At 68.9% G+C, this 26,878-nt stretch carries 27 protein-coding genes; 15 read left to right on the plus strand and 12 right to left on the minus strand.

What is annotated here, in order from left to right:
- Positions 1 to 13: 13 nt before the first annotated feature.
- Both BM349_RS00155 and BM349_RS00160 read right to left on the minus strand, forming a co-directional pair.
- Positions 14 to 979: a transketolase family protein gene (locus BM349_RS00155; protein WP_091700754.1), complete on the minus strand. Its 966-nt coding sequence runs from the start codon at positions 977 to 979 to the stop codon at positions 14 to 16.
- On the minus strand, positions 979 to 1,857 hold the full coding sequence (locus BM349_RS00160) for a transketolase (protein ID WP_091700757.1): 879 nt from the start codon (positions 1,855 to 1,857) through the stop codon (positions 979 to 981). The genes BM349_RS00155 and BM349_RS00160 overlap by 1 nt, the downstream gene beginning before the upstream one ends.
- Positions 1,858 to 2,067: 210 nt before the next feature.
- Between BM349_RS00160 and BM349_RS00165 the strand changes: the two genes are divergently transcribed.
- The 6 genes from BM349_RS00165 (at position 2,068) to BM349_RS00190 (ending at position 8,348) form a co-directional block, all read left to right on the plus strand.
- A complete protein-coding gene (locus BM349_RS00165; RefSeq protein WP_091700760.1) occupies positions 2,068 to 3,555 on the plus strand; it encodes an aldehyde dehydrogenase family protein in 1,488 nt (495 codons plus the stop codon).
- Between the two features lie 175 nt (positions 3,556 to 3,730).
- Entirely contained in the window at positions 3,731 to 4,249 is a 519-nt protein-coding gene (locus BM349_RS00170; RefSeq protein WP_139230856.1) for a MarR family winged helix-turn-helix transcriptional regulator, read from the plus strand.
- Between the two features lie 220 nt (positions 4,250 to 4,469).
- Entirely contained in the window at positions 4,470 to 5,303 is an 834-nt protein-coding gene (locus BM349_RS00175; protein WP_139230893.1) for a methylenetetrahydrofolate reductase, read from the plus strand.
- A 12-nt stretch (positions 5,304 to 5,315) separates the two neighbouring features.
- Positions 5,316 to 6,200, plus strand: a complete 885-nt coding sequence (gene purU / locus BM349_RS00180) for a formyltetrahydrofolate deformylase (RefSeq protein ID WP_091700772.1) — start codon at positions 5,316 to 5,318, stop codon at positions 6,198 to 6,200.
- 50 nt (positions 6,201 to 6,250) lie between these two features.
- Complete coding sequence (locus BM349_RS00185) at positions 6,251 to 7,663, plus strand: vanillate/3-O-methylgallate O-demethylase (RefSeq protein WP_091700775.1); 1,413 nt, start codon at positions 6,251 to 6,253, stop codon at positions 7,661 to 7,663.
- A 94-nt stretch (positions 7,664 to 7,757) separates the two neighbouring features.
- A complete protein-coding gene (locus BM349_RS00190) occupies positions 7,758 to 8,348 on the plus strand; it encodes a PadR family transcriptional regulator (RefSeq protein WP_091700778.1) in 591 nt (196 codons plus the stop codon).
- 84 nt (positions 8,349 to 8,432) lie between these two features.
- Here BM349_RS00190 and BM349_RS00195 read toward each other — a convergent pair whose 3' ends face one another.
- Complete coding sequence (locus tag BM349_RS00195; RefSeq protein ID WP_254773663.1) at positions 8,433 to 9,353, minus strand: serine hydrolase; 921 nt, start codon at positions 9,351 to 9,353, stop codon at positions 8,433 to 8,435.
- A gap of 133 nt (positions 9,354 to 9,486) precedes the next feature.
- Positions 9,487 to 11,451, minus strand: a complete 1,965-nt coding sequence (locus BM349_RS00200; protein WP_091700786.1) for a M13 family metallopeptidase — start codon at positions 11,449 to 11,451, stop codon at positions 9,487 to 9,489.
- A gap of 82 nt (positions 11,452 to 11,533) precedes the next feature.
- Between BM349_RS00200 and BM349_RS00205 the strand changes: the two genes are divergently transcribed.
- A complete protein-coding gene (locus BM349_RS00205; RefSeq protein WP_254773664.1) occupies positions 11,534 to 12,859 on the plus strand; it encodes an MATE family efflux transporter in 1,326 nt (441 codons plus the stop codon).
- Positions 12,860 to 12,987: 128 nt separating this feature from the next.
- On the opposite strand, the gene BM349_RS00210 is transcribed toward BM349_RS00205, so the two are convergent.
- On the minus strand, positions 12,988 to 13,638 hold the full coding sequence (locus BM349_RS00210; protein ID WP_091700793.1) for a TrmH family RNA methyltransferase: 651 nt from the start codon (positions 13,636 to 13,638) through the stop codon (positions 12,988 to 12,990).
- Positions 13,639 to 13,813: 175 nt separating this feature from the next.
- Here BM349_RS00210 and BM349_RS00215 point away from each other — a divergent pair, with 175 nt between their 5' ends.
- A complete protein-coding gene (locus tag BM349_RS00215) occupies positions 13,814 to 15,136 on the plus strand; it encodes an Nramp family divalent metal transporter (protein WP_175525200.1) in 1,323 nt (440 codons plus the stop codon).
- Positions 15,137 to 15,167: 31 nt separating this feature from the next.
- Entirely contained in the window at positions 15,168 to 15,803 is a 636-nt protein-coding gene (locus BM349_RS00220; RefSeq protein WP_091700796.1) for a metal-dependent transcriptional regulator, read from the plus strand.
- A 51-nt stretch (positions 15,804 to 15,854) separates the two neighbouring features.
- On the opposite strand, the gene BM349_RS00225 is transcribed toward BM349_RS00220, so the two are convergent.
- On the minus strand, positions 15,855 to 16,817 hold the full coding sequence (locus tag BM349_RS00225) for an SDR family NAD(P)-dependent oxidoreductase (protein ID WP_091700800.1): 963 nt from the start codon (positions 16,815 to 16,817) through the stop codon (positions 15,855 to 15,857).
- Positions 16,818 to 16,929: 112 nt separating this feature from the next.
- Between BM349_RS00225 and BM349_RS00230 the strand changes: the two genes are divergently transcribed.
- Both BM349_RS00230 and BM349_RS00235 read left to right on the plus strand, forming a co-directional pair.
- Positions 16,930 to 17,739 (plus strand): HAD-IIA family hydrolase, encoded by an 810-nt coding sequence (locus BM349_RS00230; protein WP_091700803.1) that lies wholly within the window; start codon positions 16,930 to 16,932, stop codon positions 17,737 to 17,739.
- A complete protein-coding gene (locus tag BM349_RS00235) occupies positions 17,739 to 18,314 on the plus strand; it encodes a YdeI/OmpD-associated family protein (RefSeq protein ID WP_091700807.1) in 576 nt (191 codons plus the stop codon). The genes BM349_RS00230 and BM349_RS00235 overlap by 1 nt, the downstream gene beginning before the upstream one ends.
- A 112-nt stretch (positions 18,315 to 18,426) precedes the next feature.
- Here the strand turns inward: BM349_RS00235 and pyrE are convergent, their stop codons facing one another.
- Positions 18,427 to 19,005, minus strand: coding sequence for an orotate phosphoribosyltransferase (gene pyrE / locus BM349_RS00240; protein ID WP_091700812.1), 579 nt, complete (start codon positions 19,003 to 19,005; stop codon positions 18,427 to 18,429).
- A 49-nt stretch (positions 19,006 to 19,054) separates the two neighbouring features.
- Between pyrE and BM349_RS00245 the strand changes: the two genes are divergently transcribed.
- Positions 19,055 to 19,807 (plus strand): phosphotransferase, encoded by a 753-nt coding sequence (locus BM349_RS00245; RefSeq protein ID WP_091700814.1) that lies wholly within the window; start codon positions 19,055 to 19,057, stop codon positions 19,805 to 19,807.
- An 85-nt stretch (positions 19,808 to 19,892) separates the two neighbouring features.
- On the opposite strand, the gene BM349_RS00250 is transcribed toward BM349_RS00245, so the two are convergent.
- On the minus strand, positions 19,893 to 20,702 hold the full coding sequence (locus BM349_RS00250; protein ID WP_091700817.1) for a S1 family peptidase: 810 nt from the start codon (positions 20,700 to 20,702) through the stop codon (positions 19,893 to 19,895).
- 125 nt (positions 20,703 to 20,827) lie between these two features.
- Here BM349_RS00250 and BM349_RS00255 point away from each other — a divergent pair, with 125 nt between their 5' ends.
- Entirely contained in the window at positions 20,828 to 21,667 is an 840-nt protein-coding gene (locus BM349_RS00255) for an exodeoxyribonuclease III (protein ID WP_091700819.1), read from the plus strand.
- A gap of 7 nt (positions 21,668 to 21,674) precedes the next feature.
- Here the strand turns inward: BM349_RS00255 and BM349_RS00260 are convergent, their stop codons facing one another.
- The 4 genes from BM349_RS00260 to BM349_RS00275 form a co-directional block, all read right to left on the minus strand.
- Positions 21,675 to 22,289 carry a dihydrofolate reductase family protein gene (locus tag BM349_RS00260; RefSeq protein WP_091704558.1) on the minus strand — a complete coding sequence of 205 codons (615 nt, stop codon included), beginning with the start codon at positions 22,287 to 22,289 and terminating at the stop codon, positions 21,675 to 21,677.
- Between the two features lie 47 nt (positions 22,290 to 22,336).
- A complete protein-coding gene (locus BM349_RS00265; RefSeq protein ID WP_091700823.1) occupies positions 22,337 to 23,041 on the minus strand; it encodes a winged helix-turn-helix transcriptional regulator in 705 nt (234 codons plus the stop codon).
- A 3-nt stretch (positions 23,042 to 23,044) separates the two neighbouring features.
- Entirely contained in the window at positions 23,045 to 23,482 is a 438-nt protein-coding gene (locus BM349_RS00270; protein WP_091700827.1) for a VOC family protein, read from the minus strand.
- A gap of 109 nt (positions 23,483 to 23,591) precedes the next feature.
- Positions 23,592 to 24,800, minus strand: coding sequence for a PIG-L family deacetylase (locus tag BM349_RS00275; protein WP_091700832.1), 1,209 nt, complete (start codon positions 24,798 to 24,800; stop codon positions 23,592 to 23,594).
- A gap of 140 nt (positions 24,801 to 24,940) precedes the next feature.
- Between BM349_RS00275 and BM349_RS00280 the strand changes: the two genes are divergently transcribed.
- Together BM349_RS00280 and BM349_RS00285 are read left to right on the plus strand one after the other, a co-directional pair.
- Complete coding sequence (locus BM349_RS00280; protein WP_091700837.1) at positions 24,941 to 26,215, plus strand: sensor histidine kinase; 1,275 nt, start codon at positions 24,941 to 24,943, stop codon at positions 26,213 to 26,215.
- The gene (locus tag BM349_RS00285) at positions 26,212 to 26,874 is read left to right on the plus strand and encodes a response regulator (protein WP_091700841.1); all 663 of its coding nucleotides are present in this window, start codon (positions 26,212 to 26,214) and stop codon (positions 26,872 to 26,874) included. The genes BM349_RS00280 and BM349_RS00285 overlap by 4 nt, the downstream gene beginning before the upstream one ends.
- Positions 26,875 to 26,878: the final 4 nt, after the last annotated feature.

Consider the following 26,878-nt stretch of genomic DNA (forward strand, 5'->3'; position numbering starts at 1 on the left):
TCTTCGGCGAAGGTCAGTCGCCGGCGGCGATGGCCCGGCGGGTGGCCGCGATCGTGGCCGACAGGCCGTAGCCGTGCTTGTCTCGCAGCTGCTCGTCCTCGCCGAAGCCCGCGTACACCTGCGGGATGCCGAGACGCTCGAACGCACTGAGGTGGATGCCGCGATCGGCGATCACATCGGCCACGCGTGACGCGAGTCCGCCGTAGGCGAGGTGGTCCTCGAGGACGACGAACCGGCCGCCGGTCTCTGCCGCGCACTGCGCGATCAGCTCCTCATCGATCGGCTTGAGGGTGAACATGTCTACCACCCGGACGGAGAAGCCCTCGCGCTCGAGTTCCGTGGCGGCATCCAGCGCCTGGGCGACGACGGTGCCGTGCGTGAAGATCGTGGCGTCGGTGCCGGGGCGGGCGATGATGCCCTTGCCGATGCGGATCTCGTGCTGGCCGGGCTCGTAGAGCACCTTGTCCTTCTTGCCGACGGCGAGACGGATGTAGATCGGACCCTGCATCGCCATGGACTGCCGCAGGATCTCGCCGACCATCAGCGGGTCGCCGATCGAGGTCACCGTCATGTTCGTCAAGGCGCACATGAGGGCGAGGTCCTCGACCGCGTAGTGCGTCGATCCGCCGTTTCCGACGAGGCCGCCGTGGGTGCCGATGATCTTCACGGGCAGATTCGGATAGCAGACGTCGGAGCGGACCTGCTCGAGCGCCCGCATGGACAGGAACGGAAGCATGCCGGAGACCACCGGGATGTTCCCGTCGTATGCCAGGCCGGCGGCGATGCCGACGCTGACCTGCTCCGCCAGCCCGACGTCGAGGAAGCGATCGGGGTACTTGTCGCGGAACTCGACGAGCGTCGCGCCGATGTCGGGCGTGATGACCCAGAGGTTCGGGTGCTCCTCGCCGAGTTCGGCGAGGGTCGTTCCGATGACCGAACGGGCACCGAGGAACTCACCGAAGGTGAAGGTGACAGGCATCAGACGCTCTCCTTCGTGCGGGATGCTTCGAGCGCGGCCATCGCGCGCTCCAGGTCGGCGGCGCCGAGCGATCCGGCGTGCCACGCCAGGTTGTGCTCCATGAAGTCGACGCCCTTGCCCTTGACGGTTTCGCAGATGACGACGGTCGGCCGGTCGCTGCTCGTCTCGGGCAGCGCGTCGATCGCGTCGACGAGCTGGCCCATGTCGTGGCCGTCGACGTGCACCACGTTCCAGCCGAACGCCGCCCACTTGTCGGGGTACGGCTCGAACACGACCCGCTCCTCGGCGAAGCTGGTCATCAGTTGGCGGTTGCGGTCGACGAAGGCGACCAGGTTGCCGAGCTCGTTGCTGCGGGCGGCCATCGCGGCCTCCCACACCGACCCTTCACCGGTCTCGCCGTCACCGAGCAGGCAGACCACGCGGTGGGACTCACCACGGCCGCGGGCGCTCAGCGCCATGCCGACCGCGATCGGCAGACCGTGGCCGAGCGAGCCGGTGGAGCACTCCACGCCGGGCAGCTGCACCTTGCACGGGTGCATGCCGTACGCACTGTCGAGCTGGCCGTACGTGTCGACGATTCCCTCGTAGGAGAAGAACCCGCGGATCGACATCGCGATGTACATGCACACCGCGGCGTGGCCCTTGCTGAGCACGAACCGGTCGCGCGACGGGTTGCGCAGATCGGTCGGATCGACGTGGAGTCCGTACTCGAACAGAGCCGTGAGGATGTCAGCCGCCGACAGGTCCCCGCCGATGTGCACTGCGCCCTCGTAGGTTCCGCACAGGTGCAGCAGCTTCGAGCGGAGTTCGAATGCGAGATCTTCCAGCTCGGCCACGGTGTGCGGACTGCCGCCCGTCGAAAGGGACGTCTGACCCATCTCTGCCTCCTCGTCGATGCGCCGACGAAGGACCCGCTGGTGGTCTTCATCGACTTCGGCTGTGTGGTCGGATCCGTCTTCCGGACCTCGACGTGGCGACAGTAACACGATGTTGTTTACAAGTAAACAGGGATGTACATAAACTTGTTTAAGGGCACAGTTCGCTGCCCGGAAGTGAATCCGCAAGCCACAGAGAGGTGCTTGATCGTCATGACTGAAACTCTGGAGACCGTCCGAACGGGCCTGTACATCGGGGGTGTCGAGCGCCACACCGCCGACACCCTCGCCGTCGCGGATCCGGGCAAGCCCGGCGTCGTGGTCGGCCATGCGGCGTCCGCATCGAAGGAGGACGTCGCCGACGCGGTCGCCGCCGCGAAGGCCGCGTTCCCGGCCTGGTCGGCCCTGAGCGCGACCGAGCGCGCGGCGAAGATGGCCGACGCGATCGCCGGCATCGCCGATGACCGGGACGCGGATGCCGCGATCCTGTCGCAGGAGAACGGCAAGATCCGCTTCGAGAGCTGGATCGACGCGCTGGTGTTCGAGATCCGCTGGAACCTCGCGCTCATGATCGCCGACGAGGTCGACACCGGCAAGACGCTCCCCGTGGTACCCGGCATCCCGGTCGAGACTGTGGTCTCGTACCAGCCGCTCGGAGTGGTCACCGTGATCGTGCCGTTCAACTGGCCGATCGCGATCCTCGGCGCCGCCCTGCCGCACGCGCTGCTGGCGGGGAACACCGCGATCGTCAAGCCGCCGCCCTCCGCGCCGTTGGCGACGACCCGCGTCGTGCAGCGGATCGCCGAGAAGCTGCCGCCCGGGGTGCTGAACGTCGTCACCGGCAAGGACGAGAACATGGCCGGCCTCATCCAGAACACGGACGTCGCGAAGGTCTGCTTCACCGGCAGCGTGAACGGCGGAAAGCGGATGATGGAGATGGCCTCCTCGACCCTGACCCGCGTGACGCTCGAGCTGGGCGGCAACGACGCGGCGGTCTTCCTCGAGGACGCGATCCTGGACGACACCCACCTGGACCGCCTGTACGCGGCCATCTTCGACACGACCGGGCAGATCTGCATGAACGCGAAGCGCGTGTACGTGCACAACTCGCGCCTCGACGAGGTCGTCGCCGGTCTCAGCGCGCGCCTCGAGAAGGCCGTGATCGGCTACGGCCTCGACGAGGGCACCACGATGGGCCCGCTGCATTCGGCTGCGCAGAAGGCGTTCGTCGAGGACATCATCCAGGAGGCGAAGGATGCCGGAGCCGATGTGCGCGAGTTCGGCGAGCTGCCCGGTGGAGAGCTCTCGGGCGGCAACTTCCTGCGTCCGGCGATCGTGGTAGGCCCCGACTCGTCGCTGCGGGTCGTGACGCAGGAGCAGTTCGGCCCCGTGATCCCGGTGATCGGGTTCGACACCGAGGCCGACGCCGTCGCGCTCGCGAACGACACGTGGGGCGGGCTGTGCGGTTCGGTGTGGACGGCCGATCCCGCAGCAGCGAATCGCGTCGGCTCGCAGCTGGTCTGCGGCTACGTATGGGTCAACGACCACGGCGCCACCCGCCTCGACCTGCGTGCGCCGTTCGGCGGCATGAAGCAGTCCGGCATCGGCCGGGAGCAGGGCATCGAGGGCATCCGCGCCTTCCAGGACACCCGCTCGATCGCGACGATCGACGCCGCGGCGCTCGCCGCGCAGGCGCACTGATGACGGGCCGCGGCCGACATCCTCGGCTCACCTGGTCGAGGGTGCCGGTCGCGGCGCCCACTCCGTCGGGTCCGCTGTCGGCCAGAGGGCCGCTCGCTAGACTCGCTGCAGGGATCCCGACGTGATCCGGCGCTGGAATGGAGTGCGGTTGACAGGCGATCTGGACACAGATTCCGTGCCGCTGTTCGTCGGTGCGCCGGAGATCGTCACCACGCCTCTCGACGATGTGATCGACACCGACGCCTTCACCCCGCGCCTGCTCCACCTCATCTCCAACGCGCTCGTCTGGCGCGAATCGCGGATGCTGCGCAACGCGTTCAACCTCGGCACGAACGACTGGCGCGTGATCTCCGCTCTCTCGATCCGCCCGGGGGCGACCTCGACCGACATCTCGGAGTTCGTCGCAATGAACAAGGCGATCGTGTCCAAGAGCGTCAACACCCTCATCGCCCGCGAGCTCATCGTCCCGGCCGACGGAAAGCGCGGCTCGCGCCACCTCTACCTGACACGCGCCGGCGCAGACATGCACGATCGGATGAAGCCGCTGTCGCTGCAGGGCCAGGAGATCGTCCTCTCGGATCTCACCGACGCCGAGGTCGCGCAGCTCAACGCCCTCCTGCACCGCCTGCTGCAGAAGACTCCCGAGCTGGCCCGTCCGGGAGACGATCCGGAGAGCGGCTCCGCCGACGACTGATCGGGAGTACATCGTGGCCCCATCGCCGCGTTCGAGGGTGATCCTCACATCTCCAATTTACCTATAGACATTCCCTATGTATATAGGTAACGTGTCTGGCGGAAGCGCATCGCAGCGCTCATGCTGAAAGCGGAAGGGACCTCGATCAGTGTCGAAGACCACGCATGCCACGGCCAATCCTCAGGCGGCCCTCGAGCTGGTGAGCGGCTACTCGCTCGAGATGACGGGCAAGGACGTCCCCGGTCTCATGGAGGCGAAGGACAGCATCCCGGCCGGCACGAAGATCAATGTCACGTTCCTCGGCAATGAGGATCTCGAGATGCGGGTCGCGGCCGCGAAGGCCGTGCGCGACCTCGGCTTCCTCCCCGTTCCGCACATCTCCGCGCGCCGCCTGGCATCGCGCGGGCAGCTCGAGGAGTTCCTCTCCCGGCTGAAGGACGCCGGCGCCACCGAGAGCGTGTTCGTCGTCGGCGGCGATCCGACCACTCCCGAGGGTCCGTACGAGGACTCCTACGATGTCATCCGCACCGGACTCCTCCTGGACTACGGCGTGAAGGAGGTGTCGATCGCGGGCTACCCCGAAGGACACCCCGACATCTCGAACGACGTGCTCTGGCGCGCGCTCGAGGAGAAGTCGCTCTCCCTCTCGCAGCAGGGGCTGCAGGCCACGATCCTGACGCAGTTCGCGTTCGACACGGACCCGGTGATCGCCTGGATCGATCAGGTCCGCGCGCGCGGCATCAACAGCACGATCCGCATCGGGACCCCCGGGCCCGCGGGCATCAAGCGGCTCCTCGGGTTCGCGCGACGCTTCGGCATCGGCGCCAACGCGATGATCGTGAAGAAGTACGGCTTCTCGCTCACGAACCTCATGGGCACGGCCGGTCCCGACACCTTCGTCACCGATCTGTCGGCGCTGCTCGCAGCCGATGCGAAGGCGGGACCTGCGACCGAAGGCTCTGCCCATGGACCGGTGAAGCTGCATTTCTACACCTTCGGCGGCCTCCTCGCGACGGCCGACTGGGCACGTGAGTACACCCGCGCGCAGTCCTGACAGGCTTTACCCATGACCGTCCACAACGAATCCCTCCGCGACCATGCCTGCCTGATCGTGCACGGCCCTGACAGGCCGGGCATCGTCGCGGCCGTGAGTGCGCTGATCACCCGCAACAAGGGCAACATCGTCACACTCGACCAGTACTCCGACGACGCGTTCGGCGGGGAGTTCTTCCAGCGTGTCGTGTTCCACCGTCCCGACCTCACCGCGGCGATCGACGAGATCGAGGCCGACCTCGCCGAGACGGTCGGCGCGCTGGGGCTGGAGTGGACCCTCACCGACCAGTCCGTGCCCAAGCGGATGGCGATCCTCGCCTCCACCTCCGACCACTGCCTGCTCGAGCTGCTCTGGCGTCACCGCCGTGGCGAGCTGCCGGTCACGATCCCGATGGTGATCTCCAACCACACCAACACCGCCGAAGACGTCCGCTCGTTCGGCATCCCGTTCTTCCACGTCCCCTCGCAAGGGCCCGACAAGTCCGAAGCCGAAGCGCGCATCCTCGAACTGCTCAAGGGCAACGTCGACTTCATCGTGCTCGCCCGCTACATGCAGATCATCTCCGAGGGCTTCCTCGAGGAGGTCGGCGTGCCGGTCATCAACATCCACCACTCGTTCCTTCCCGCCTTCATCGGTGCCGCCCCGTACCGCAAAGCCAAAGAGCGCGGCGTGAAGCTCATCGGCGCCACCAGCCACTACGTCACCAAAGACCTCGACGAAGGCCCGATCATCGAACAGGACGTCGCCCGCGTGAACCACGCGATGGATGCCGCCGACCTGCAATCCCGCGGCGCCTACGTCGAACGTGCCGTGCTCTCCCGAGCTGTGCAATGGCACGCCCAGGACCGCGTCATCCGGCACGGCAACCAGACCATCGTCTTCACGGACCGACCGTGACAACCACCGACGCCTCCACCTGAGGCCCGACAGAACAGAGAGGTTCACCCATGGCACCGAAGAATCTGCAGGAAGTGATCGACGCAGCCGCGAGCCCCGTCGAGCTGCTGCGCAACTCGCAGATCGGCTCCTACATCTACCCGGTCGTCCCCGCGGACTTCCAGAACTGGATCAAGGAGCAGAAGGCCTGGCGCGACACGGCGGTCCTGTACGACCAGTCGCACCACATGGACAACCTCTTCCTGCGCGGATCCGACGCGATCCGGTTGATCTCGGACACCGCGATCAACTCCACCGCGCTGTTCCCGGTCGACAAGGCGAAGCAGTATGTGCCGACGACCGCATCCGGTCACGTCATCGGCGACGGAATCCTGTTCCGCGAAGCCGAGGACGAGTACGTCTACGTCGGCCGCGCACCCGCCGCGAACTGGCTGCTCTACCACGGCGAGACCGGCGGCTATCAGAACCTCGACATCGAGATCGACCGTCGTTCGCCCTCACGCCCCTACGGTCACGAGGTGACGCGCAAGTACTACCGCTTCCAGATCCAGGGGCCGAACGCGTGGTCGGTCATCGAGAAGCTCAACGGCGGGCCGCTCGAGCAGCTGAAGTTCTTCAACATGTCGACGATGACCATCGACGGCACCACCGTCCGCACGCTCCGCCACGGCATGGCCGGTGCGCCCGGGCTGGAGATCTGGGGCCCGTACGCCGACCACGACCGCATCTGGAACGCCATCGTGCAGGCCGGCGCCGAGTTCGGGCTGGTCCCGGTCGGGTCCCGGGCCTACCCCTCCAACACGCTCGAGTCGGGCTGGATCCCCTCGCCGCTGCCCGCGATCTACACCGGCGAGCAGGAGCGCGGGTACCGGGAATGGCTGCCTGCCGACGGCTACGAGGCGACCGGCACGCTGGCCGGGTCCTTCGTCTCGGACGACATCGAGGACTACTACCTCACGCCTTGGGAGCTCGGCTACGGCAACTTCGTCAAGTTCGACCACGACTTCATCGGTCGGGACGCGCTCGAGAAGATCGACCCCGCGTCGCAGCGCAAGAAGGTCACCCTCGCGTGGGATGCCGAGGACCTCGGCAAGGTCTGGACCTCGCTGCTGAACGTCGACGGACCCAACTACAAGTTCTTCGACCTTCCTCTGGCCAACTACGGCTCGGCGAACTACGACGCCGTGGTGGACGAGGACGGCACGGTCGTCGGCTACTCGATGTTCACCGGCTACAGCGCCAACGAGCGCCGCGGCCTGTCGCTCGCGACCGTCGATCCGAACGTGCCCGAAGGCACCGAGCTGAAGGTCGTCTGGGGCGAGCCGAACGGCGGCACCACGAAGGCGAGCGTCGAGCCGCACGAGCAGACCGACGTGCGGGTCGTGGTCAGCCCGGTGCCGTACTCGACCGTGGCCCGTGCGACGTATCAGGGCGGCTGGCGGACGCAGTACCAGCCTGCGTAGAGGCGCACCAATAAGCTCGAGGGGGTTCGGAGGCTTCGGCCGCCGGACCCCCTCGCACCATTTTCCGGGTCTGCGAGCCGAGGAAGGAGGCCCCGTGAGCCTGCGCTACGCCCTGCTCGCGCTGCTTCGTGTCGGGCCGTTGTCGGGGTACGACCTCCAGAAGCAGTTCTCGCTCTCGGTCGGTCACGTGTGGCATGCCCCCGATTCCCAGATCTATCCGGAGCTGCGCAAGATGGAGACCGAGGGTCTCATCGAGGGCGAGGATCAGCCGCGCGGGCAGCGCGGAACTCGGCGCGTGTATCACGTGACGGATGCCGGCGAGCGGGCGTACCTCGACTGGATGCGCTCACCGCTGGACTACCAGCGCGTACGGGATCCCGCGCACCTGCGCGCCGCCTACCTCGAGAACACGACGCCGGAGGCGGCACGCGCGTTCTTCCGCGGGCACATCGCCGAATGGGAGTCGGAGCTCGAGCAGTGGGAGCAGGAGCTGCGGCGCATCGACGCGCGCGACAACCCGATGCTCGTGCGACGGCTCGCCGTGACTCCCCCGGAGGATCACGAGCGGACGGTCGCCTACAAGCGGTTCGCCTACGAGGGCCTAGTGGAGCGCGCGAACGGCGAGATCGCCTGGGCGCGCCGCGGCCTCGAGCTCGTCGACCGCCTCGACGATCTCGGTCGTTGAGCGAGCGGAGCGAGTCGAAACGCTCGCCCCGGCCCGGGTTTCGATGCGGCGCTGGCGCGCCTCACTCAACCTTGCGTCGCCGACTCAAAACACATACTCCATGAGGTCCGTCCCGAGCGTCCGGAACGCCTCGTGCACCCGCAGGCGGTGCATGATCGACAGGTCGTCGAAGCACACGATCAGCGCATAGGACACGCCCGCGCGAGGTCCGGCGAGCACACCCGCCTCGACGCGGATCCCGGCATCCTGACCCGTCTTGTTGATGAAGAGCAGTCCGTGCTCGTCGTTCTCATGCTCGAACGGGTCGAGTCCCGTCGCCGAGGCGACCAGCGACAGATCGTGGTTGAGGCTCAGCCACTCCGCGACCTGCGCGCTCACCCCGGCCGAGACCGCCTGCGAGTTGACGAGCGCCGCGAAGACCTCGGCGAGCTCACGCGCCGATCCGAGCGCGAAGTGCGGTGCGTCGTCGGGTCCGCGCTCGTCGCGGAAGCGGTCCAGCAGCGCCGAGCGGGTCATCCCGAGCTGCTCGATGCGCGCGCGCACGGCCGGCAGCCCGACGCGATCGATCAGCGCGTTCGCGGCGAGCGCGTCGCCGGTCGCCGCGGTCAGCACCGCGAGGTCCGCCAGCGGCAGAGCCGGTGCCTTGAGGTGCTGCCACACCCCCGCGATGGTGACGGTCTCGAGCGAGGACTTCTCGATGATCTCGAGCGGATCCAGCGCGCCCGACTCGAAGCCGGCCGCGACCTCGATCAGCAGCGGCACGACGCCGAGCCCCGCGACCGGCAGGGTCACGAAGTCGTCGCCGGCGAGCACCGAGGTCCCCCGGTCCAGGTCGGTGATGCGCACCGAGATGCGCGCGCCGTGCTCGGCGAGGTCGTCGAGCGCCTTCAGCGTCGTCGTGAATGATCTACGGCCGACGGCTGCCCGCCTTGGCAGTCGTCTGTTGCTTCGTCGCGACCCCCGCAGCGACTCAGCGTCCCGTTTGGGCTCAGGGGCAATGCCCACCAGGGTTCCTTCCGGTGTCAGGGGGAGAGTGTGAATGCGCCTTTTTGCGCGCGGAAAGTACATCGGATGGCGCGTGTTCTGTTTTCGGGTGGTTCGGGAAGCCGCGCGCGGTCGGGTGACAGGCGCGGAGATGTCACCAGATGGTGACGCGTTTGTCGGTGTCGAGCCAGAGCTCGTCCGACTCCGCGACACCGAATGCATCGTAGAACGCATCGATGTTGCGGACGATCTGATTGCAGCGGAATTCGTTCGGCGAGTGCGGGTCGACGGTCAGCAGGCGGATGGTCTCGGCATCCCGGCCCTTCTGCTGCCAGATCTGCGCCCACGACAGCAGCAGGCGCTGGATGCCGGTGAACCCGTCGATCTCGGGTGCGTCAGCGCCATGGAGCGAAAGCTCGTACGCCTTGATCGCGATGCCGAGGCCGCCGAGGTCGCCGATGTTCTCGCCGATCGTGAGCGCGCCGTTGACCTTGTTCTCCTCGGCCAGGCCACGCGGGACGAGGGCGTTGAACTGCTCGATCAGCACGCTCGTGCGCTCTTCGAACGCGGTGCGGTCGGCATCCGTCCACCAGTCGCGAAGCGACCCGTCGCCGTCGAACCGGCTGCCCTGGTCGTCGAAGCCGTGGCCGATCTCGTGGCCGATCACGGCGCCGATGCCGCCGTAGTTTGCCGCCGCGTCGCGGTCGGCCTCGAAGAAGGGGTACTGCAGGATCGCCGCCGGGAACACGATCTCGTTCATGAGCGGGTTGTAGTACGCGTTGACGGTCTGCGGCGTCATGTACCACTCGTCACGGTCGACCGGTCCGCCGATGCGCCCGATCTGACGGTCGTGCTCGTGGATGTGCGCGCGGCGGACGTTGCCGACCAGATCGCCGGCGTCGATCTCGAGCGCCGAGTAGTCCCGCCACTTGACCGGGTAGCCGACCTTCGGGGTGAAGGCGTCGAGCTTGGCAAGCGCGCGCTCGCGCGTCTCGGGGCTCATCCACTCCAGCTCGGTGATGCTCTGGCGGTACGCCTCGATCAGGTTCGCGACGAGCTCGTCCATCGCGACCTTGGCCGCCGGCGGGAAGTGCCGCTCGACGTACACGCGGCCGATCGCCTCGCCCAGTGCGGCCTCGGCCAGGCCGACGCCGCGCTTCCACCGCTCCCGGTTGACCGGCACTCCGGTCAGCTGCGTGCCGTAGAACGCGAAGTTCTCGTCGACGAACGGGTCGGACAGGAACGCGGCCGCCCCGTGCACGATGCGGAAGCGCACCCACGCCTTCCAGTCCTCGAGGCGCTCGTCGGTCAACAGTGACCCGAGTCCCTCGAAGAAGCTCGGCTGGTACACGTTGGCTTCGGCGAACGCGTCCTCGCGGCCCGGCGCGGTGCCCTCGAGCCACGGGCGAAGGTCGACGCCGGCGAGCGCCGTCACTTCGTCCCACGTCTTGAGGTTGTAGGTCGCAACTGCGTCGCGACTGCGGACGTTGTCCCAATGGTGCGTGGCGACCTCGGTCTCGAGCGCGAAGATGCGATCGGCGGATGCCGCTGCATCGGGCACCTCGGCCAGTTCGAGGATCTTCTCGATGTGCGCGCGGTAGGCGGTGCGCACGGCCTCGAAGTTCTCGAGGCGGTAGTAGCTCTCGTCGGGCAGCGAGAGCCCGCCCTGCACCAGGAACGGGACGTAGCGCTGCGGGTTGCCGGGGTCGGGCTCGACGTAGAGGCCGATCAGGCCGCCGATGCCGTCGCGCTCGAGTTCGCCCAGGGTGCGCAGCAGCTCCGGGATCGAGGAGATCGCGTCGGTGCGCGCGAGCTGCTCGGCGAGCGGGGTCGCGCCCTGCTCGGCGATGCGATCGGTGTCCATGAAGCTCGAGTACAGGTCGCCGATCTTGCGGGACTCGGAGCCGGGCTCGGCATCCTGCGTCTCCTCGACGATCGCGCGCACGTCCTTCTCCGCCTGCTCGGCGATGAGGTGGAACGAGCCCCAGCGCGCCTTGTCGTCGGGGATGTCGGTGCGCTCCAGCCACGCGCCGTTGACGTGACGGAAGAGGTCGTCCTGCGGGCGGATCTCAGCACTGAGCTCGTCGAGCGCGAGACCTGATCGGGAGGCATCGGTCATCCGTCCAGGATATGCGTCCGGGGGTCCCGGAATGCACGTCCTGGGGAACTCCGCACGTGCGTCGGCCTCGTACCCTCGAAGGGTGACGGATCGCTCGAGGACGCTGAACCGCGACATCCTGCGGCTCGCCGTGCCCGCGCTGGGGTCGCTCGTCGCCGAGCCCCTGTTCCTGATCGTGGACTCCGCGCTCGTCGGCCACCTCGGCGTGACGCCGCTGGCGGGTCTGGGCATCGCCTCGGCCGTGCTGCAGACGATCGTGGGGCTGATGGTGTTCCTCGCGTACGCGACCACGCCCGCTGTCGCGCGACGGTTCGGCGCGGGCGATCCGACCCGGGCGGTCTCGGTCGGCATCGACGGGATGTGGCTCGCTCTGGGCATCGGGGCCCTGCTCTCGCTCGCGGGCTACCTCGCCACGCCGCTGCTCGTCGGGCTGTTCGGGGCATCGCCCGAGGTGACGCGGGAGGCCGGGATCTACCTCGGGATCTCGATGTGGGGCCTGCCCGCGATGCTCATCGTGTTCGCGGCGACCGGGCTGCTGCGCGGGATGCAGGACACCGTGACTCCGCTGTGGATCGCCGGACTCGGATTCGGGGCGAACGCTCTGCTGAACTGGCTCTTCATCTACGGGTTCGGCTGGGGCATCGGCGGGTCGGCGTTCGGAACGGTCGTGGCGCAATGGGGCATGGTCGCGGCCTACGTCGTCGTGATCGGCCGCCTCGCGCGCCGGCACGACGCATCGGTCCGCCCGCACCGGGAGGGCGTGCGCGGCTCGGCGCGCTCGGGAGGCTGGCTGTTCCTGCGCACCCTGTCGCTGCGCGCCGCGCTGCTGGCGACGGTGTTCGTGGCGACCCTGCTCGGCACGGACGAGCTGGCCGGCTGGCAGGTCGCCTTCACGATCTTCTCTACCGCCGCCTTCGCCCTCGATGCGCTCGCGATCGCCGCCCAGGCGCTGATCGGCAAGGGTCTCGGCGCCGGCGACACGGACGAGGTGCAGCGCACACTCGGGCGCACGGTCGCGTGGGGGGCGTGGTTCGGGGTCGTGGTCGGCGTGCTGATCGGTGCGCTCTCGAGTGTGATCGGTCTGCTCTTCACGGGGGATGCCGCCCTTGCGGCCCTGATCCAGCCCGCGCTCATCGTGCTCGCCGTCGCCCAGCCGGTCTGCGGCGTGGTGTTCGTGCTCGACGGGGTGCTGATCGGCGCGGGCGACGCGAAGTACCTGGCGCTGGCCGGCGTGCTCAACCTCGTGCCGTTCGTCCCCGCGCTCGTCGTGCTCGCGGTGCTGGGCGTGGGCGGCGCGGCCGGGCTCGCGTGGCTGTCGGTCGCGTTCTTCGGGGTCTACATGCTGGCCCGGCTCGCGACGCTCGGCTGGCGCGTGCGCGGAGCGTCCTGGATGACCGCCGGAGCCTAGCGCCCGGCATCCCTGCGGCCCTGCCGCCTCCGCCGAACCCACCCCTTCGCCGCGAACCCATGCGGAGATGTGCACCGGAACGCGTGGGTTCGCCGGGAGCGGATGGGTTCAGCGATCGCGCACGGCGGTCAGGCCCAGCGCCGGCACCACTCGTACATCACCACGGCCGCCGCGGCAGAGGCGTTGATCGAGCGCGTCGAGCCGTACTGGGTGATCTCGACAGTGCCGGATGCCGCCGCCAGCGCCTCGGCGGACAGCCCCGGTCCCTCCTGCCCGAAGAGCAGGACGCAGCGCTCGGGCAGATCTGCGCGGTCCACGGGCTCCGCACCCGGCAGGTTGTCGACCGCGATCACCGGGATCCCGGCATCCCGAGCCCACGCCGCGAACGTCGGGACGTCCTCGTGATGGCGCACGTGCTGGTACCGGTCCGTGACCATCGCGCCGCGCTTGTTCCACCGGCGCCGGCCGATGATGTGCACCTCCGCCGCGAGGAACGCGTTCGCGCTGCGCACGATCGAGCCGATGTTCATGTCGTGCTGCCAGTTCTCGATCGCGACGTGGAACGGATGCCGCTTCCCGTCGAGGTCGGCCACGATCGCATCCATCCGCCAGTACCGGTACTCATCGACGACGTTGCGGGTGTCGCCGTGGATCAGCAGCTCCGGATCGAGCCGCGGGTCGTCGGGCCACTCCCCCAGTCCGCCGGGCCACGGTCCGACACCGTGCGACAGCTCCGGCTCGCGATGAGCCTCGGGCTCGGCGGGCGTCTCGGCGGTCACCGGCTCAGGCTACCCGGGTCCTGAATCGCGGCATCCCCCGCCCGCAGCGGTCCGTGTCCCACATGGGCATGCGACACGCCGCGCCGGACATGCATGAGTGGGACATCGAAGAGGGGCCCGGGATATTTCGGTTGACCGAAAACAGCGCTAGAGTTTCGGTGTGCCGAAAGAAGTCCTGGACATCGATGTCGCCCCGCGCCGCGCGCCGCGCTCCACCGCGCGGGTGGCGTGGCTGATCGGTCCGGCGCTGGTGGCGGGTGTTGCATACCTGGATCCCGGCAACGTCGCCAGCAACATGACCGCGGGCGCCAAGTACGGCTACCTGCTCGTGTGGGTCGTCGTGCTCGGGAATGTGATGGCCTGGCTCATCCAGTACCTCTCGGCCAAGCTCGGCATCGTCACCGGCAAGAGCCTGCCCGAGACACTCGGCGAGCGGATCGGCAACCGCTGGGCGCGCCGCGCCTACTGGGTGCAGGCCGAGCTCGTCGCGATGGCCACCGACATCGCCGAGGTGATCGGGGGCGCGGTCGCGCTGAACCTGCTGTTCGGCATCCCGCTGCTGTGGGGTGGAGTCATCACCGGCACCGTTTCGATCGTCCTGCTCGTCGTGCAGTCGCGGCGCGGCCCGCGCACCTTCGAATTCGTCGTGATCGGCCTGGTCGCGATCATCGCGATCGGCTTCACGTTCGGGGTCTTCATCGCACCACCCGAGGCGGGCGCCGTGGCCGCGGGACTCGTCCCTCGCTTCGAAGGCACCGGCTCCGTGCTGCTGGCGGCATCCATCCTGGGCGCGACGATCATGCCGCATGCGATCTACGCGCACAGCGCCCTGGCCCGCGACCGCTTCGCGCCGATCGCCGCGGGACGCCCCGAGGTGTTCCAATCCACGGAGGAATCGGCCGAGCCCCGGGCGAACGGAGCACTGGAAGACCAGCGCGGGATCTCGACGGTGCGCCTGCTGCGGGCGACCAAGTGGGACGTGAGCATCGCGATGCTGATCGCGGGGACCGTGAACCTCTGCATCCTCCTCCTTGCCGCGGCGAACCTCGCCGGTGTCGAGGGCACTGACACGCTCGAAGGCGCCTACGCCGCCCTGGCCGACGGCATCGGCCCGATGGTCGCGACGCTCTTCGCGGTCGGCCTGCTCGCGAGCGGCCTGGCCTCCACATCTGTCGGCGCGTACGCCGGCGCCGAGATCATGCACGGTCTGCTCCATGTCCGCATCCCCCTCATCGCGCGGCGCCTCGTCACACTCATCCCGGCACTCCTGATCCTCGCGATCGGCGTCGACCCGACGCTGGCCCTCGTGCTGAGCCAGGTCGTGCTGTCGTTCGGCATCCCGTTCGCGCTCATCCCGCTCGTCGTGCTCACCGCGCAGCAGCGGACGCTCGGCAGGTTCCGCAACCGCGTCCTGACCACCGCGGCCGGGGTGGCGGCATCCGTCTTCCTCATCACGCTCAACGGCGTGCTGCTCTGGCTCGTGCTCACCGGCGCCTGAGCGCGCGGGCACCGGCCGGTACCCTGAACGCGTGGCCTCCCCCGCCGTCGATGACTACCTGAAGACGATCTACCACCACACCGAGTGGCAGACCGATCGCATCACGCCGTCGCAGCTGGCCGCCGAGCTCGGGCTCGCGCCGTCGAGCGTGACCGAGATGGTGCAGAAGCTCGCCGCGCAGGGGCTCGTCACGCACCGACCGTACGGACCGATCTCGCTGACGCCCGCGGGCGAGCGTCGCGCCGCGTCGATCATCCGCCGCCACCGGCTCATCGAGACCTGGCTCGTCAGCGAGTTCGGCTACGCGTGGGACGAAGTGCACGACGAGGCCGAGGTCCTCGAGCACGCCCTGAGCGATCGACTGCTCGAGGGCATCGACGTCCGGCTCGGACGGCCGCGCTTCGACCCGCACGGAGACGCGATCCCGGATGCCGCCGGCCACGTGCACCGCGAGCCGTTCGTGCTGCTCTCCCGGGCGACACCCGGCCACATCGGGCGTGTGCTGCGGGTGAGCGACCGCGATCCGGAGGTGCTGCGCGCCGTCGAGACGGCCGGGGTCGCGGTCGGGGCGGCGGTGACGGTGACGGATGCCGCGTCCCTCCGAGTGGGCGGGGTCGATGTGGCGCTCCCGGCGGCCGCGGCCGAAGCGGTCTGGCTGAGCGCCTGAACCCAGCGCCTGATCGCAGCGCCTGCCCGCAGCGCCTAAACCGCACTGGACTCAGCGCTTCGCGACCTTCGCCGCCTTCGCGAACGGCCAGCGCACTCCGGACGCGTCTTCGCAGACCGCCCACAGCCGCTCGGCGATCTCGGGATCGCGGGTGATCTTCGACGCCCGTCCGCGGTGCGGCTCGCCCCGCGCCACCAGCCGAGGCCCCCAGAACTCGCCACCGTCGACTTCCGGGTCCACGAGCGCGCGCACGAGCGTCCATGCGCCGTGCTCCTTGGACTGCGTGATCGCGAACTGAAGGTTGTCGGCGAACCGGGTGAGCCTGGTCGGACTGTTGACGCCCACGATCCCGGGCGTGCGACCGCTCGTCGAGTACCCCGGGTGCGCGACGACACTCGAGACGGCGACCCCCGCCGATCGGAGCCTGCGGTCGGCTTCCAGCCCCAGTGCCGCGGTGGCGACCTTGGACTGCACGTAGGCGCGCCACCCGGTGTAAGCGGAGACGAGCTGCGGGTCGACCGGGTCGTACTTCCACATCGACGTCGACATGCTGCCCAGCCAGACCATCCGCCCGGTCGCCTTCGCCAGAGAGGTCAGCAGGGCGCCCGCGAGCGCGAAATGGCCGAGCACGTTGGTCGCGAAGACGACCTCGTTGCCGTCGGCGGTCGACTCGCGCTCCTTGGGCGGGTGCACGATGCCGGCGTTCAGCAGCAGACCGTCGAGGGCTCCTCGGCCGCCGATCGTCGCGGCCGCCGCGCGCACCGAACCCAGGTTGCTGGTGTCCAGCAGCAGGGTCTCGACCCGGTCCGCAGCATCCGGGTTGCGTCGGCGCAGCGCGGCTCGCGCGGCCATCAGCCGGTTCGGACTGCGGCCGGTCATGTACACGCGCGCGCCCGCACCGACCAGCTGCTCGCTCGCGAAGTAGCCGAGGCCCGCGTTCGCGCCGGTCACCAGGTAGCTTCGACCGGTCAGATCGGGCAGGTGCTCGGGATTCCACGCCTGCTTTCGTGCCACGAGTTCGACACTAGGCCGCTTGCGGAGCGGAATCGCGACGGCACCCAGAAGTCATAGGCAGTTCGCACCCCTCCGCCGGTGGAGGACTGCACCCGCCGGATAGGCTGAGCCCATGCGGACTCGCGCCGACATCGAATGCTGGCTGACCGACATGGACGGCGTCCTCGTCCACGAGAACACCCCCATCCCAGGGGCGGCCGCGCTGCTTCAGCAGTGGCGCGACGAGGGAACCCCGTTCCTGGTGCTGACGAACAACTCGATCTTCACGCCGAGAGACCTCTCGGCGCGCCTCCGGTCCTCGGGGCTCGTCGTGCCCGAGGAGCGGATCTGGACCTCGGCGCTCGCGACCGCTGACTTCCTGCACAGCCAGGCGCCCGGTGCGAGTGCGTTCGTCATCGGCGAAGCCGGCCTGACGACCGCGCTGCACGAGGCCGGCTTCATCATGACCGAGACCGATCCGGACTACGTCGTGGTCGGCGAGACGCGCAACTACTCGTTCGAGGCGATCACGAAGGCGATCCGCTTCATCGCCGCCGGCGCGCGGTTCATCGCGACCAACCCGGATGCGACGGGCCCGTCGGTCGACGGCGTGCTGCCTGCGACCGGAGCGATCACCGCCCTCATCACGAAGGCGATCGGCAAGGAGCCCTACATCGTCGGCAAGCCGAACCCGATGATGTTCCGCTCGGCCCTGAACCGGATCGGCGCGCACTCCGAGAACACCGGCATGATCGGCGACCGCATGGACACCGACATCGTCGCGGGCATCGAGGCGGGGCTGCACACCGTGCTGGTCCTCACGGGCATCAGCGACGCCGCCGAGATCGAACGGTACCCCTTCCGGCCCGACGAAGTGCTCGAGTCGGTCGCCGACCTGCTGGCGACCGAGCCGATCGAGGCAGAAGAGGTGGACATCCTCTGATGGGCGCGCTCGATGACGGCGAGCGCGTGCTGGCGCCGGATGCCGAGACCTGGCGAGCCTGGCTCGAGGAGAATCACTCGAGCTCGACCGGCGCCTGGCTCGTGCGCGCCCGGCCCGGGTCGGATGTGGAGGTCATCGGCTACGAGGACGCGATCCTGCAGGCGCTGTGCTTCGGGTGGATCGACGGCCCGGTGCGCAGCTTCGACGAGCGGATCGGAGGGCTCTGGTTCGCGCCGCGGCGCCCGTCGAGCGGGTGGGCGGCGACGAACAAGGCCCGGCTGATCCTGCTTGAGGAGCGCGGGCTCATGGCGGAGGCCGGCATCCGCGCGGTCGAGGTCGCGAAGGCGAACGGCGCGTGGACCATGCTCGACAACGCCGAGGCGCTGCGCGAGCCCGACGACCTCGCCGCCGCGCTCGACGCCGACGCGGCCGCCCGGGCGGCCTGGGACGCATTCCCGCCCTCCGCGCGCAAGTTCGGCATCGCCGCGGTCGACGCTGCACGCCGCCTCGAGACGCGCGCCGCGCGCATCGCGAAGATCGTCACGGATGCCGCCGCCGGAAAGAGGCCCGCATGAACGAATTCGAGCAGAACCTGCTGTTCGCCGCGACCGGGATCGTGCTGGTGGGCACGCTCATCGTGTTCGTGTGGCAGTACATGCGCAACAACCGCCGCGACAAGGACTGAGGCTACTGCGGCTGAAGCCCCAGGTCGTCGAGGTCGATCGCGGCGAGCCACTCCAGTCCCTCCGCCTCGACCGCGGCCTGCGCGCCCGTCTTGCGGTCGACGATCACCGCGACGGCGACCGGGTTCGCGCCCTCACGGCGCAGCGCCTCGACGGCCTTGAGCGCGGACTGCCCGGTGGTCGATGTGTCTTCGAGCACGACGACGCGCTTGCCCGACACGTCCGCCCCTTCCACCTGCCGACCGCGGCCGTGATCCTTCGGCTCCTTGCGGACGACGAACGCATCAAGCGGTGCGTCCGTGCGCGAGGATTCGTGCATCACCGCGTTCGCGATCGGATCGGCGCCGAGCGTGAGCCCGCCGACCGCGACGATGCCGTCGACATCGCGGACGAGGTCGAGCATGATGCGCCCGATCGCCGGAGCGGCGCGGTGGTCGAGAGTGAGCTTGCGCATGTCGACGTAATAGGTCGCCTTCTTGCCGCTGGAGAGCGTGAAGTCGCCGTGGAAGACGGCCTCGTCCTTGATCAGGGCGATGAGGGCCTGGCGGTCGGCTTCGAGCTCGGGCGTGCTGGCGGCGGTCATGTCCTCGAGTTTACGGATGCCGCAGCCCGGCCCCGGATAGCCTCGAGCGATGGAGCATCTTCCTGGCGGGTCGGGGGGCGTCTGGCTCGGCGACGACCCGGCGCACGGCCCGACGGTGCACCGCCCGACGGGCCCCTGGAGCCCTGCGGTCCACGAGCTTCTGAACTTCCTCGCAGACGCCGGGCTCGACGGCATCCCCCGCGTGCTCGGCTTCGACGATGCCGGCCGAGAGGTGCTCACGTTCGTGCCCGGCCGCACGGTCGCCGTGGACTCGGAGGCACCGGCGGACGCGACGCTGACGGATGCCGCGCGGTGGCTGCGGCGATTCCACGATGCGGTGGCCGCCTATGACCCGGGGCCGCGCACGTGGCGTCAGAGCTCGGCCGGTCTCGAGCCCGGACAGCTGATCTGTCACAACGACACAGGGGCGTACAACTGGATCGTCGAGGCCGATCGCTTCGTGGGCATGATCGATTGGGATCAGGCCGGCCCGGGGCTGCCGCTGGACGATCTCGCGTTCCTGTGCTGGAGCGGCATCCCGCTGTTCCGCGAGATCCCCACGACGGATGCCGCGCACCGTGTGCAGATCGCGGCGGAGGCGTACGGCGGCGTCGAACCGCGCGCCCTGCTGGACGCGGTCGCAGATCGCATGCAGCGGGCATCCGACCGGATCGCGGCCGGCATCGAGCGGGGCGATCCCGGCATGATGGCGCTGCGCGCGGTCGGCGAGCCCGAGCGCACTCGGCGCCGCGTCGACGCGTTCTCGGCCCGACTGCCGGCGCTCCGCGCGGCGCTCAGCTGATGGCGCCCACGCGCTGACTTGCCCTGAATGCAGGAACCGACGGCGTGTCGGCCTGCATTCAGGGCAAGTGGATCGAGGACGCAGATCAGGGAAGCTGGTCGCCGAACTCCCCGTAGAGCCAGTCGAGGTCGTCCGCACGGTCGACGCGGTACACGCCACCGGTACCGGCGCAGGTGCTGTTCTTGCCGAAGGACGTGACGCCCGCGATCACCGTCGAGGTGCCGATGAAGTTCGGGCCGCCCGAGTCGCCCGAGCATGTGCCGCCCGTGTGCGCGTTGTTCGACAGGATCAGCGAGCCGTCGCCGGTGTAGCCCGTGTTGATCGAGTTGAGCTTCGGAGTAGACACCATCCGGGTGCGCAGCGCCTCGGTCTTCCACGATGCCGCATCGGGGAAGCTCTTCTGCAGGCCGTAGCCGACCGCGGTGAAGGTCGCGTCCTTCTTGCCGCTCTTGGTGAAGGCGTCGAGCTGATCGAGCGCCGGGAGCGTGCCGTAGGTGGGCAGGATGACGGGCGTGTCGAGGACGACGACACCGAGGTCATGGAGATAGAACGCCGCGTCGTCGTACTCCGGGTGCACGTACGGAGTGCCGCCGACCTGGCCCGTGAAGGGGTAGCCGTATGCCGCCGGCGTCGGCTCGAGGTCGCTCTGGAACCAGATCTCCGCATGATCGGCATCGAACGTGCAGTGACCGGCGGTGAGGAAGATCGTCGGCGAGATCAGCGTGCCGCTGCAGCGCCACATCGGGTTGCCTTCGTCGTCCTGCGCGACCATGAGGCCGACGTACGGGTGGTTCTCGCCGTCGGGTACGCCGTCCGTGATGGCTGATGCGGGTGATGCGGCCAGGACGACCAGGGCGAGTGCCGCAACGGTCGCGGCGAGCGCTTTGTGGCGCATGTGGGGACCCCTTTCTTTGGGTTAACAGAGACTCACACAACTGCCGGATCCGGACAAGGGTCTGCGCGCGATCTCATGCAACCGATGCACGGGAGAGCGTCGGCGGGCCGCCGTAGGCTTGGTGCATGCGGCTTGCCACGTGGAACGTCAACTCCGTCCGAGCCCGGGTCGACCGGATCGTCGACTTCGCGGTGCGCGAGTCGATCGACGTCCTGGCGATGCAGGAGATCAAGTGCAAGGCCGAGCAGTTCCCGTTCGAGCAGTTCGAGGAGGCCGGCTACCACGTCGAGGCGCACGGGTTCTCGCAGTGGAACGGCGTCGCGATCGCGAGCAGGGATCCGCTCACGGACGTGGCATATGCCTTCCCCGGAATGCCCGGCTTCGCGAAGGACGGAGCCGCGGCCGACGCCCCGCAGGAGGCCCGCGCGATCGGGGCGACGGTGGGCGGCATCCGTGTCTGGAGCCTGTACGTGCCCAACGGCAGGGCCCTCGGCGATCCGCACTTCTTCTACAAGCTGGACTGGCTGAGCGCGCTGCAGCAGTACACGACCGATGCCCTCGAGACCGACCCAGACATGGCGCTTGCGCTCGTCGGCGATTTCAACATCGCACCGACGGATGCCGACAACGGTGATCCCGCTGTCGTACCGGGGTTCTCCACGCACGTCTCACCGCCCGAGCGCGAGGCCTTCGCCGCGCTCGAGTCGGCCGGCCTGACCGATGTCGTGCGTCCGCTCGTCCCCACGGGCTACACCTACTGGGACTACAAGCGACTGCGCTTCCCCAAGAACGAGGGGATGCGGATCGACTTCATCCTCGGCTCGCACGCGTTCGCCGACGCGGTCACCGGCGCCACGATCCACCGGAACGAGCGCAAGGGCGAGGCGCCCAGCGATCACGTCCCGGTGGTGGTCGACCTCGACCTCGAGGGCCCCGACGACGACGATCGCCCGATGATCTTCTGACGAGCGCTCAGTCCTGAAGGGACATGTCCCCCGTGGTCGGCAGACCGGCCGGACCGTAGCGCAGCTGCACGGCGGTTCCGCCGGTGATCGGCGGCTCGAGCAGGCGGAGGTTCGCCGGCGCCGCGCCATCGGGGAAGACCTTCTTGCCCTGCCCGAGGACGACCGGGTACACCCACAGGTTCAGCTCGTCATAGGCCTCCGCCGCGAGAAGCGAGTGCACGAAGTCGATGCTCCCGATCACGTGGATGTCCTCGTGCGCTTCGCGCAGCGCCGCGACGGATGCCGCCGCATCCGGTCCGAGCTGTCGTGCGCCCTGCCACTCGAGGGCGGGAGTGCCACGGGAGGCGACGTACTTCGGGATCTCGGCGAAGCGACGCCCGATCGGGTTGTCCACATGCAGCGGCCAGTACGCGGCGAAGATGTCGTACGTCCGGCGGCCCAGGACGAGTGCGTCCATGCCGGCGATGCCCGCGCCGATCTGCTCGCCGATCACGGGGTCGGGCAGCGGTGCCTGCCAGCCGCCGTAGGGGAATCCGCCAGAGGTGTCCTCCTCGGGTCCTCCCGGCGCCTGAGCCACGCCGTCCAGTGTCATGAACAGATCGATCTTGATGCGACCGGTCATGCTGTCCTCCTCTTCTCGGTGGTGTGCGACGCGCGTCGCATCACCGCTCATGCGGCGAGCGCCGCGCTGCCTGCCTTGTCGATGTGGAACGTGTCGGCGAATCGCTCCAGGAGCGTCGCCTCGCCCGCGAGCACGTGGACGACTCCGGCGTCGATCGCCTCCGCGGGGGTGAGCTCGCCCGAGATCACCAGACGGATGCCGGGGCCCGCGGCGAAGACCACCTCGGGTTCGCCGTCCGGCAACCGCCCACCTACCGGCGGCGCAGCAGGGGCGATCTGCGCGATCTGCAGCGCATCGCCTTCGACCCGCACCCGGAGTGCAACGTCGCCGACGTGCACTTCGTAATCGGCGGCGGGCAGCGATGACGCGGCATCCGGTCGGAACGCCGTCCGCAGTGCCATCGTGAGCGAGTCGGCCGTCACGATGTCGTCGGGTCCGGGTTCGCCCATCTGCTGGAAGCCCCACCGCCCGAGCGCGAGCACGATCGGCTCGAGTGCGCGACCGTACTCGGTGAGCTCATATACGAGCCCGGTGCGATAGAGCGGTGCGCGACGCACGACGCCGCCCTCCTGCAGCTCCTTGAGCCGCGCGGAGAGGATGTTGGTGGGGATCCTGGGCAATCCCACCTTGAGATCGGTGTACCGGCGCGGGCCGACCATCAGATCTCGCAGGATGAGCAATGCCCACCGCTCGCCGATCAGCTCGACGGCGGTCGTGATTCCGCAGTACTGCCCGTAGCTGCGTGCGGCCACGTGCTAGGCCTGGGCGTGCTCGGCCATGTAGGCCTCGGGTCCCTGCTCGGCGGCCTTCGGGTCCATGTAGAGGAATCCGAGGATGTTGCCGTCCGGGTCTTCCAGGTCACGGCTGTACATGAAGCCGTAGTCCTGTGCCGGCTTGGGCTCGCTGCCACCGTTGGCCAGACCCGCGGCCATGATCGCGTCGACCTCGTCACGGGAATCGCGGCTGAGTCCGATGCTCGTCTGAGCCTGGGTCTTCGTGTCGATGATCTGCTTGTCGGTGAACGTTGCGAAGTACTCCTTGGTGAGCACCATGAAGAACACGTTCTCGTCCCACACGATGCAGGCCGCGTTCTCATCGGTGAACAGCGGATTGATGCCGGCGCCGAGCGCCGTGTAGAACGCCTTCGACCGCTCCAGGTCGGTGGTGGGCACGTTCACGAAGATGCTGGTCATGACTGTCTCCTTCTCGGTCGAAGGCTCACGCGCCGAGGTCCGGTCGATGAGCTCACGTCCGATAGTTGCAAAAAACAAGCTTGCTTGTCAATAGCAAGTGACCTCGAGTTCAATCGCTGACGCGGACAAGATCGTTGTGCGCGACCAGGTACTGCCGCTGCAGCCAGGCGCCGAAGTTGCGTACCCGCAGGCAGCCGCCGGAGTCGCCGCAATGGATGACCGGATCGTGCGAGGCGTAGATCGCGAACACATTCAGTTTGCGGGCCAGAGGATCTCCGGAGAGATTCACGGGGAGTCCCGCGACCGGGTAGCCGGTCGCGTACTGCACGATGTCGGCGTTGATCAGGCCCGCATCCACCGGGGCAGCCACGATCCGGCCTCCCGACCGATGATCGGGATGGTCTCCGTCCGCGCCCTCTGCGAACCCGGGCAATGACGCGAACACCCGGGCAGCGAGGTAGCCGTTCACGAGCTCCACGACCGTGTTGTGCAGCTGGTCGAGCGTGACCTCCTGACCGGTGTCGACCGTGTGGATCACCGGCTCCTCACCCGTGACGAGTTGAGGCAGGCTCTCGTACCCGGTGCGCGGATACCCGCCGCCGTTCAGGCCGCCGTCGGGCAGGCGCAGGAACAGGAGGGAAATCCGGTCGTCGCCTTCGGGGCGGGTGAGCGTCACGGTGAGGCCGCTGCGCAGGAGCACCGATCGGTCGACCCAGTTGCTCGATTCACCGCGGAGCGCGTCATACGCCGCGCGGATGCCGACCTCGCGGTTGGAGGCGTAGACCGAGTCCCCCTCCCCCGCGTCCGAGATCGTGAAGTAGAACGTGCGCAGGCACTGCCCGCTGTCGAACGCGTCCTGCAGCGCAGGATTGGCGAAGATGAGGTCGTCGTCGTAGTGCGCCCAGAACGAGACCACCGTCCCACCGGGGCACGCAGGCTCGATCAGCTGCAGCGGCGATGCGAACACCGTCCCGTCCGGATCCGTGCGGGCGGCGTCACGCGCCACGACAGCCGGAATCTCACCGCACTGCGCCGTGGACGCGAAGAACATCATCGCATCGGCCGCCCACTGCGACAGATCCCGAAGCGGCAATCCCGGTGCGGCTGCGGGGTCCACGGTCGTCAGTCCCCCGCACGTCCCGGCGACGGAGATGATTTCGTCCGAGGTGAGATCGTTGCGCGACGGGGTTTCAGTGCCGTCGGGCGTCGGGGCGGGCGTGGCGGTGCCCGGAGGGCTGGATGTCGATGCGCCCGGAGTCTCAGGACCGGCGCACCCGCCGAGGGTCAGCGCGAGCGCGACGACGGAAGCGCACAGCATCCCCCTTGCGAGACCTCTTCGACGCACGACGTCCCCCCAGACGCAGGACCATCCCCGAAGGACACTATCAAGATCGCGACCGCGCACGGCTCCGTCACGCGGGGGATGCCGTCGCCCGCCCTCCGCCGTAGCGTGGAGCCGTGACCTCCGCCGATCTGCTCCTGACCCGGCCTTCACCCACCCCGCGCGAGCTGCGGGGTGACCTCTACCTCGCGGCCGTGATCCTCGTGGGCGCGATCCTGAGCGCCGCCCTCAGCGCGATCTCGGGCATCTACGGCGACGAGCAGGCGCCGTTCGCGCTCGCGCTCGTGTACGCCGTTGCGCTGGCCGTGCCCCTCGCCGTGCGCCGACGCTGGCCGGCCACGGTCGCGGTGATCGTCTCTGTCGCGTACTTCGCCGCCGTCACACTGCGCATCCCGGAGGTGTACGTCGGCAACATCGCGATGTTCATCGCGCTGTACACCGTCGGTGCGTGGTCGGCCGACCGGCGACGAGCACTGATCGTCCGGGTCGCGATCATCGTCGGCATGTTCGCCTGGCTCATCGTGGTCATGTACCGCGACGCCATCACGCACGCCGATGACGCCGACGTCATGGCCGGTGCGTTCTCGCCGTTCGTCGCGCAGGTGCTGCTCGGCATCCTCGTGAACGCGCTGTACTTCGGCGGGGCCTACTACTTCGGCGAGCGCGCCTGGAGTTCGGCTGTCCAGCGCGCAACCCTCGAGCAGCGCACCGCCGAACTCGAGCGGGAACGGGAGGTCACCGCTGCGCAGGCGGTCGCCCTCGATCGGGTGAGGATCGCGCGGGAGCTGCACGACGTGGTCGCCCATCACGTGTCCGTCATGGGCGTCCAGGCAGGAGCCGCCCGCGTCGTCCTGGACAGCGACCCGGAGGCGTCCCGGCGCATGCTCGCGGGCATCGAGATGTCTGCCCGCGAGGCGATCGACGAGCTGCACCGGCTGCTCGACACGCTGCGCACTCCGGGCGCCGGCGACGACGCGCCCGCCTCGACGATCGGCCTCGATTCCCTGCCGGCGCTGGCAGCCGCCTCCGATGCCGCCGGGCTGCCCACCACGTTCACTGTCGTGGGTGCGCCCGTCGCCGTTCCGCAGGTGACCCAGGTGAACCTGTACCGCATCGCTCAGGAGGCCCTGACGAACGCGCGCCGTCATGGCGGAACGGGGGCGAACGCCGAAGTCCGGCTGCGGTACACCGATGACCGTCTGGTCGAGCTCGAGGTCGTGAACTCCGGTCGCCCCGTGCGGGAGCCGCGTCCGGGGCTCGGGCAGCTCGGAATGCGGGAGCGCGCCGCGGCGTCGGGCGGCGCGATCGAGATCGGGGCGCGCGACCGGGGCGGATTCCGCGTGCGCGTGGCAGTGCCGCTGGATGCCGTCGCACTGGGTACCGCCCGATGATCCGCGTCCTCCTGGTCGACGATCACGCGGTGATGCGCGCCGGCTTCCGCACGATCCTGGAGGCCACCGGAGATGTCAGCGTGGTCGGCGAGGCCGCGAACGGCTCCGAGGCGGTGGCTGCGGCATCCGCTCTGCACCCCGACGTGATCTGCATGGACGTCCAGATGCCCGGCATGGATGGACTCGAGGCGACTCGGCTGATCGTGGCCGATCCCGGCGTCGATGCCGCCGTGATCGTGGTGACGACCTTCGACCGGGACGATTACCTGTTCGCGGCGCTGGATGCCGGTGCAAGCGGGTTCCTGCTCAAGAATGCCGGTGCCGACGAGCTCATCGCGGCCGTCCGCGTGGTCGCGGGCGGCGATGCGCTGCTCGCCCCCGAGGTGACCAGGCGCGTGATCGAGCGCTACGCCGCGGCAACCGTGCCGGTGACAGCTCCACTCGCGGTCGCCTCGTGGTCTCCCGCGGACTCCCTCACCGACCGCGAGACGGAAGTCCTCCGGCTCGTCGCGCAAGCCCGCAGCAACGCCGAGATCGCCCGAGAGCTGTACATCGGCGAGGCGACCGTGAAGACGCACGTCTCGAACCTGCTGCAGAAGCTCGGCGCGCGCGACCGCGTGCACGCCGCCGTACTCGCCCATCAGCACGGACTCGTCTGAGAGT

Origin of the sequence: Microbacterium sp. cf046, from assembly GCF_900114345.1 — a bacterium.
Classification (GTDB): domain Bacteria; phylum Actinomycetota; class Actinomycetes; order Actinomycetales; family Microbacteriaceae; genus Microbacterium.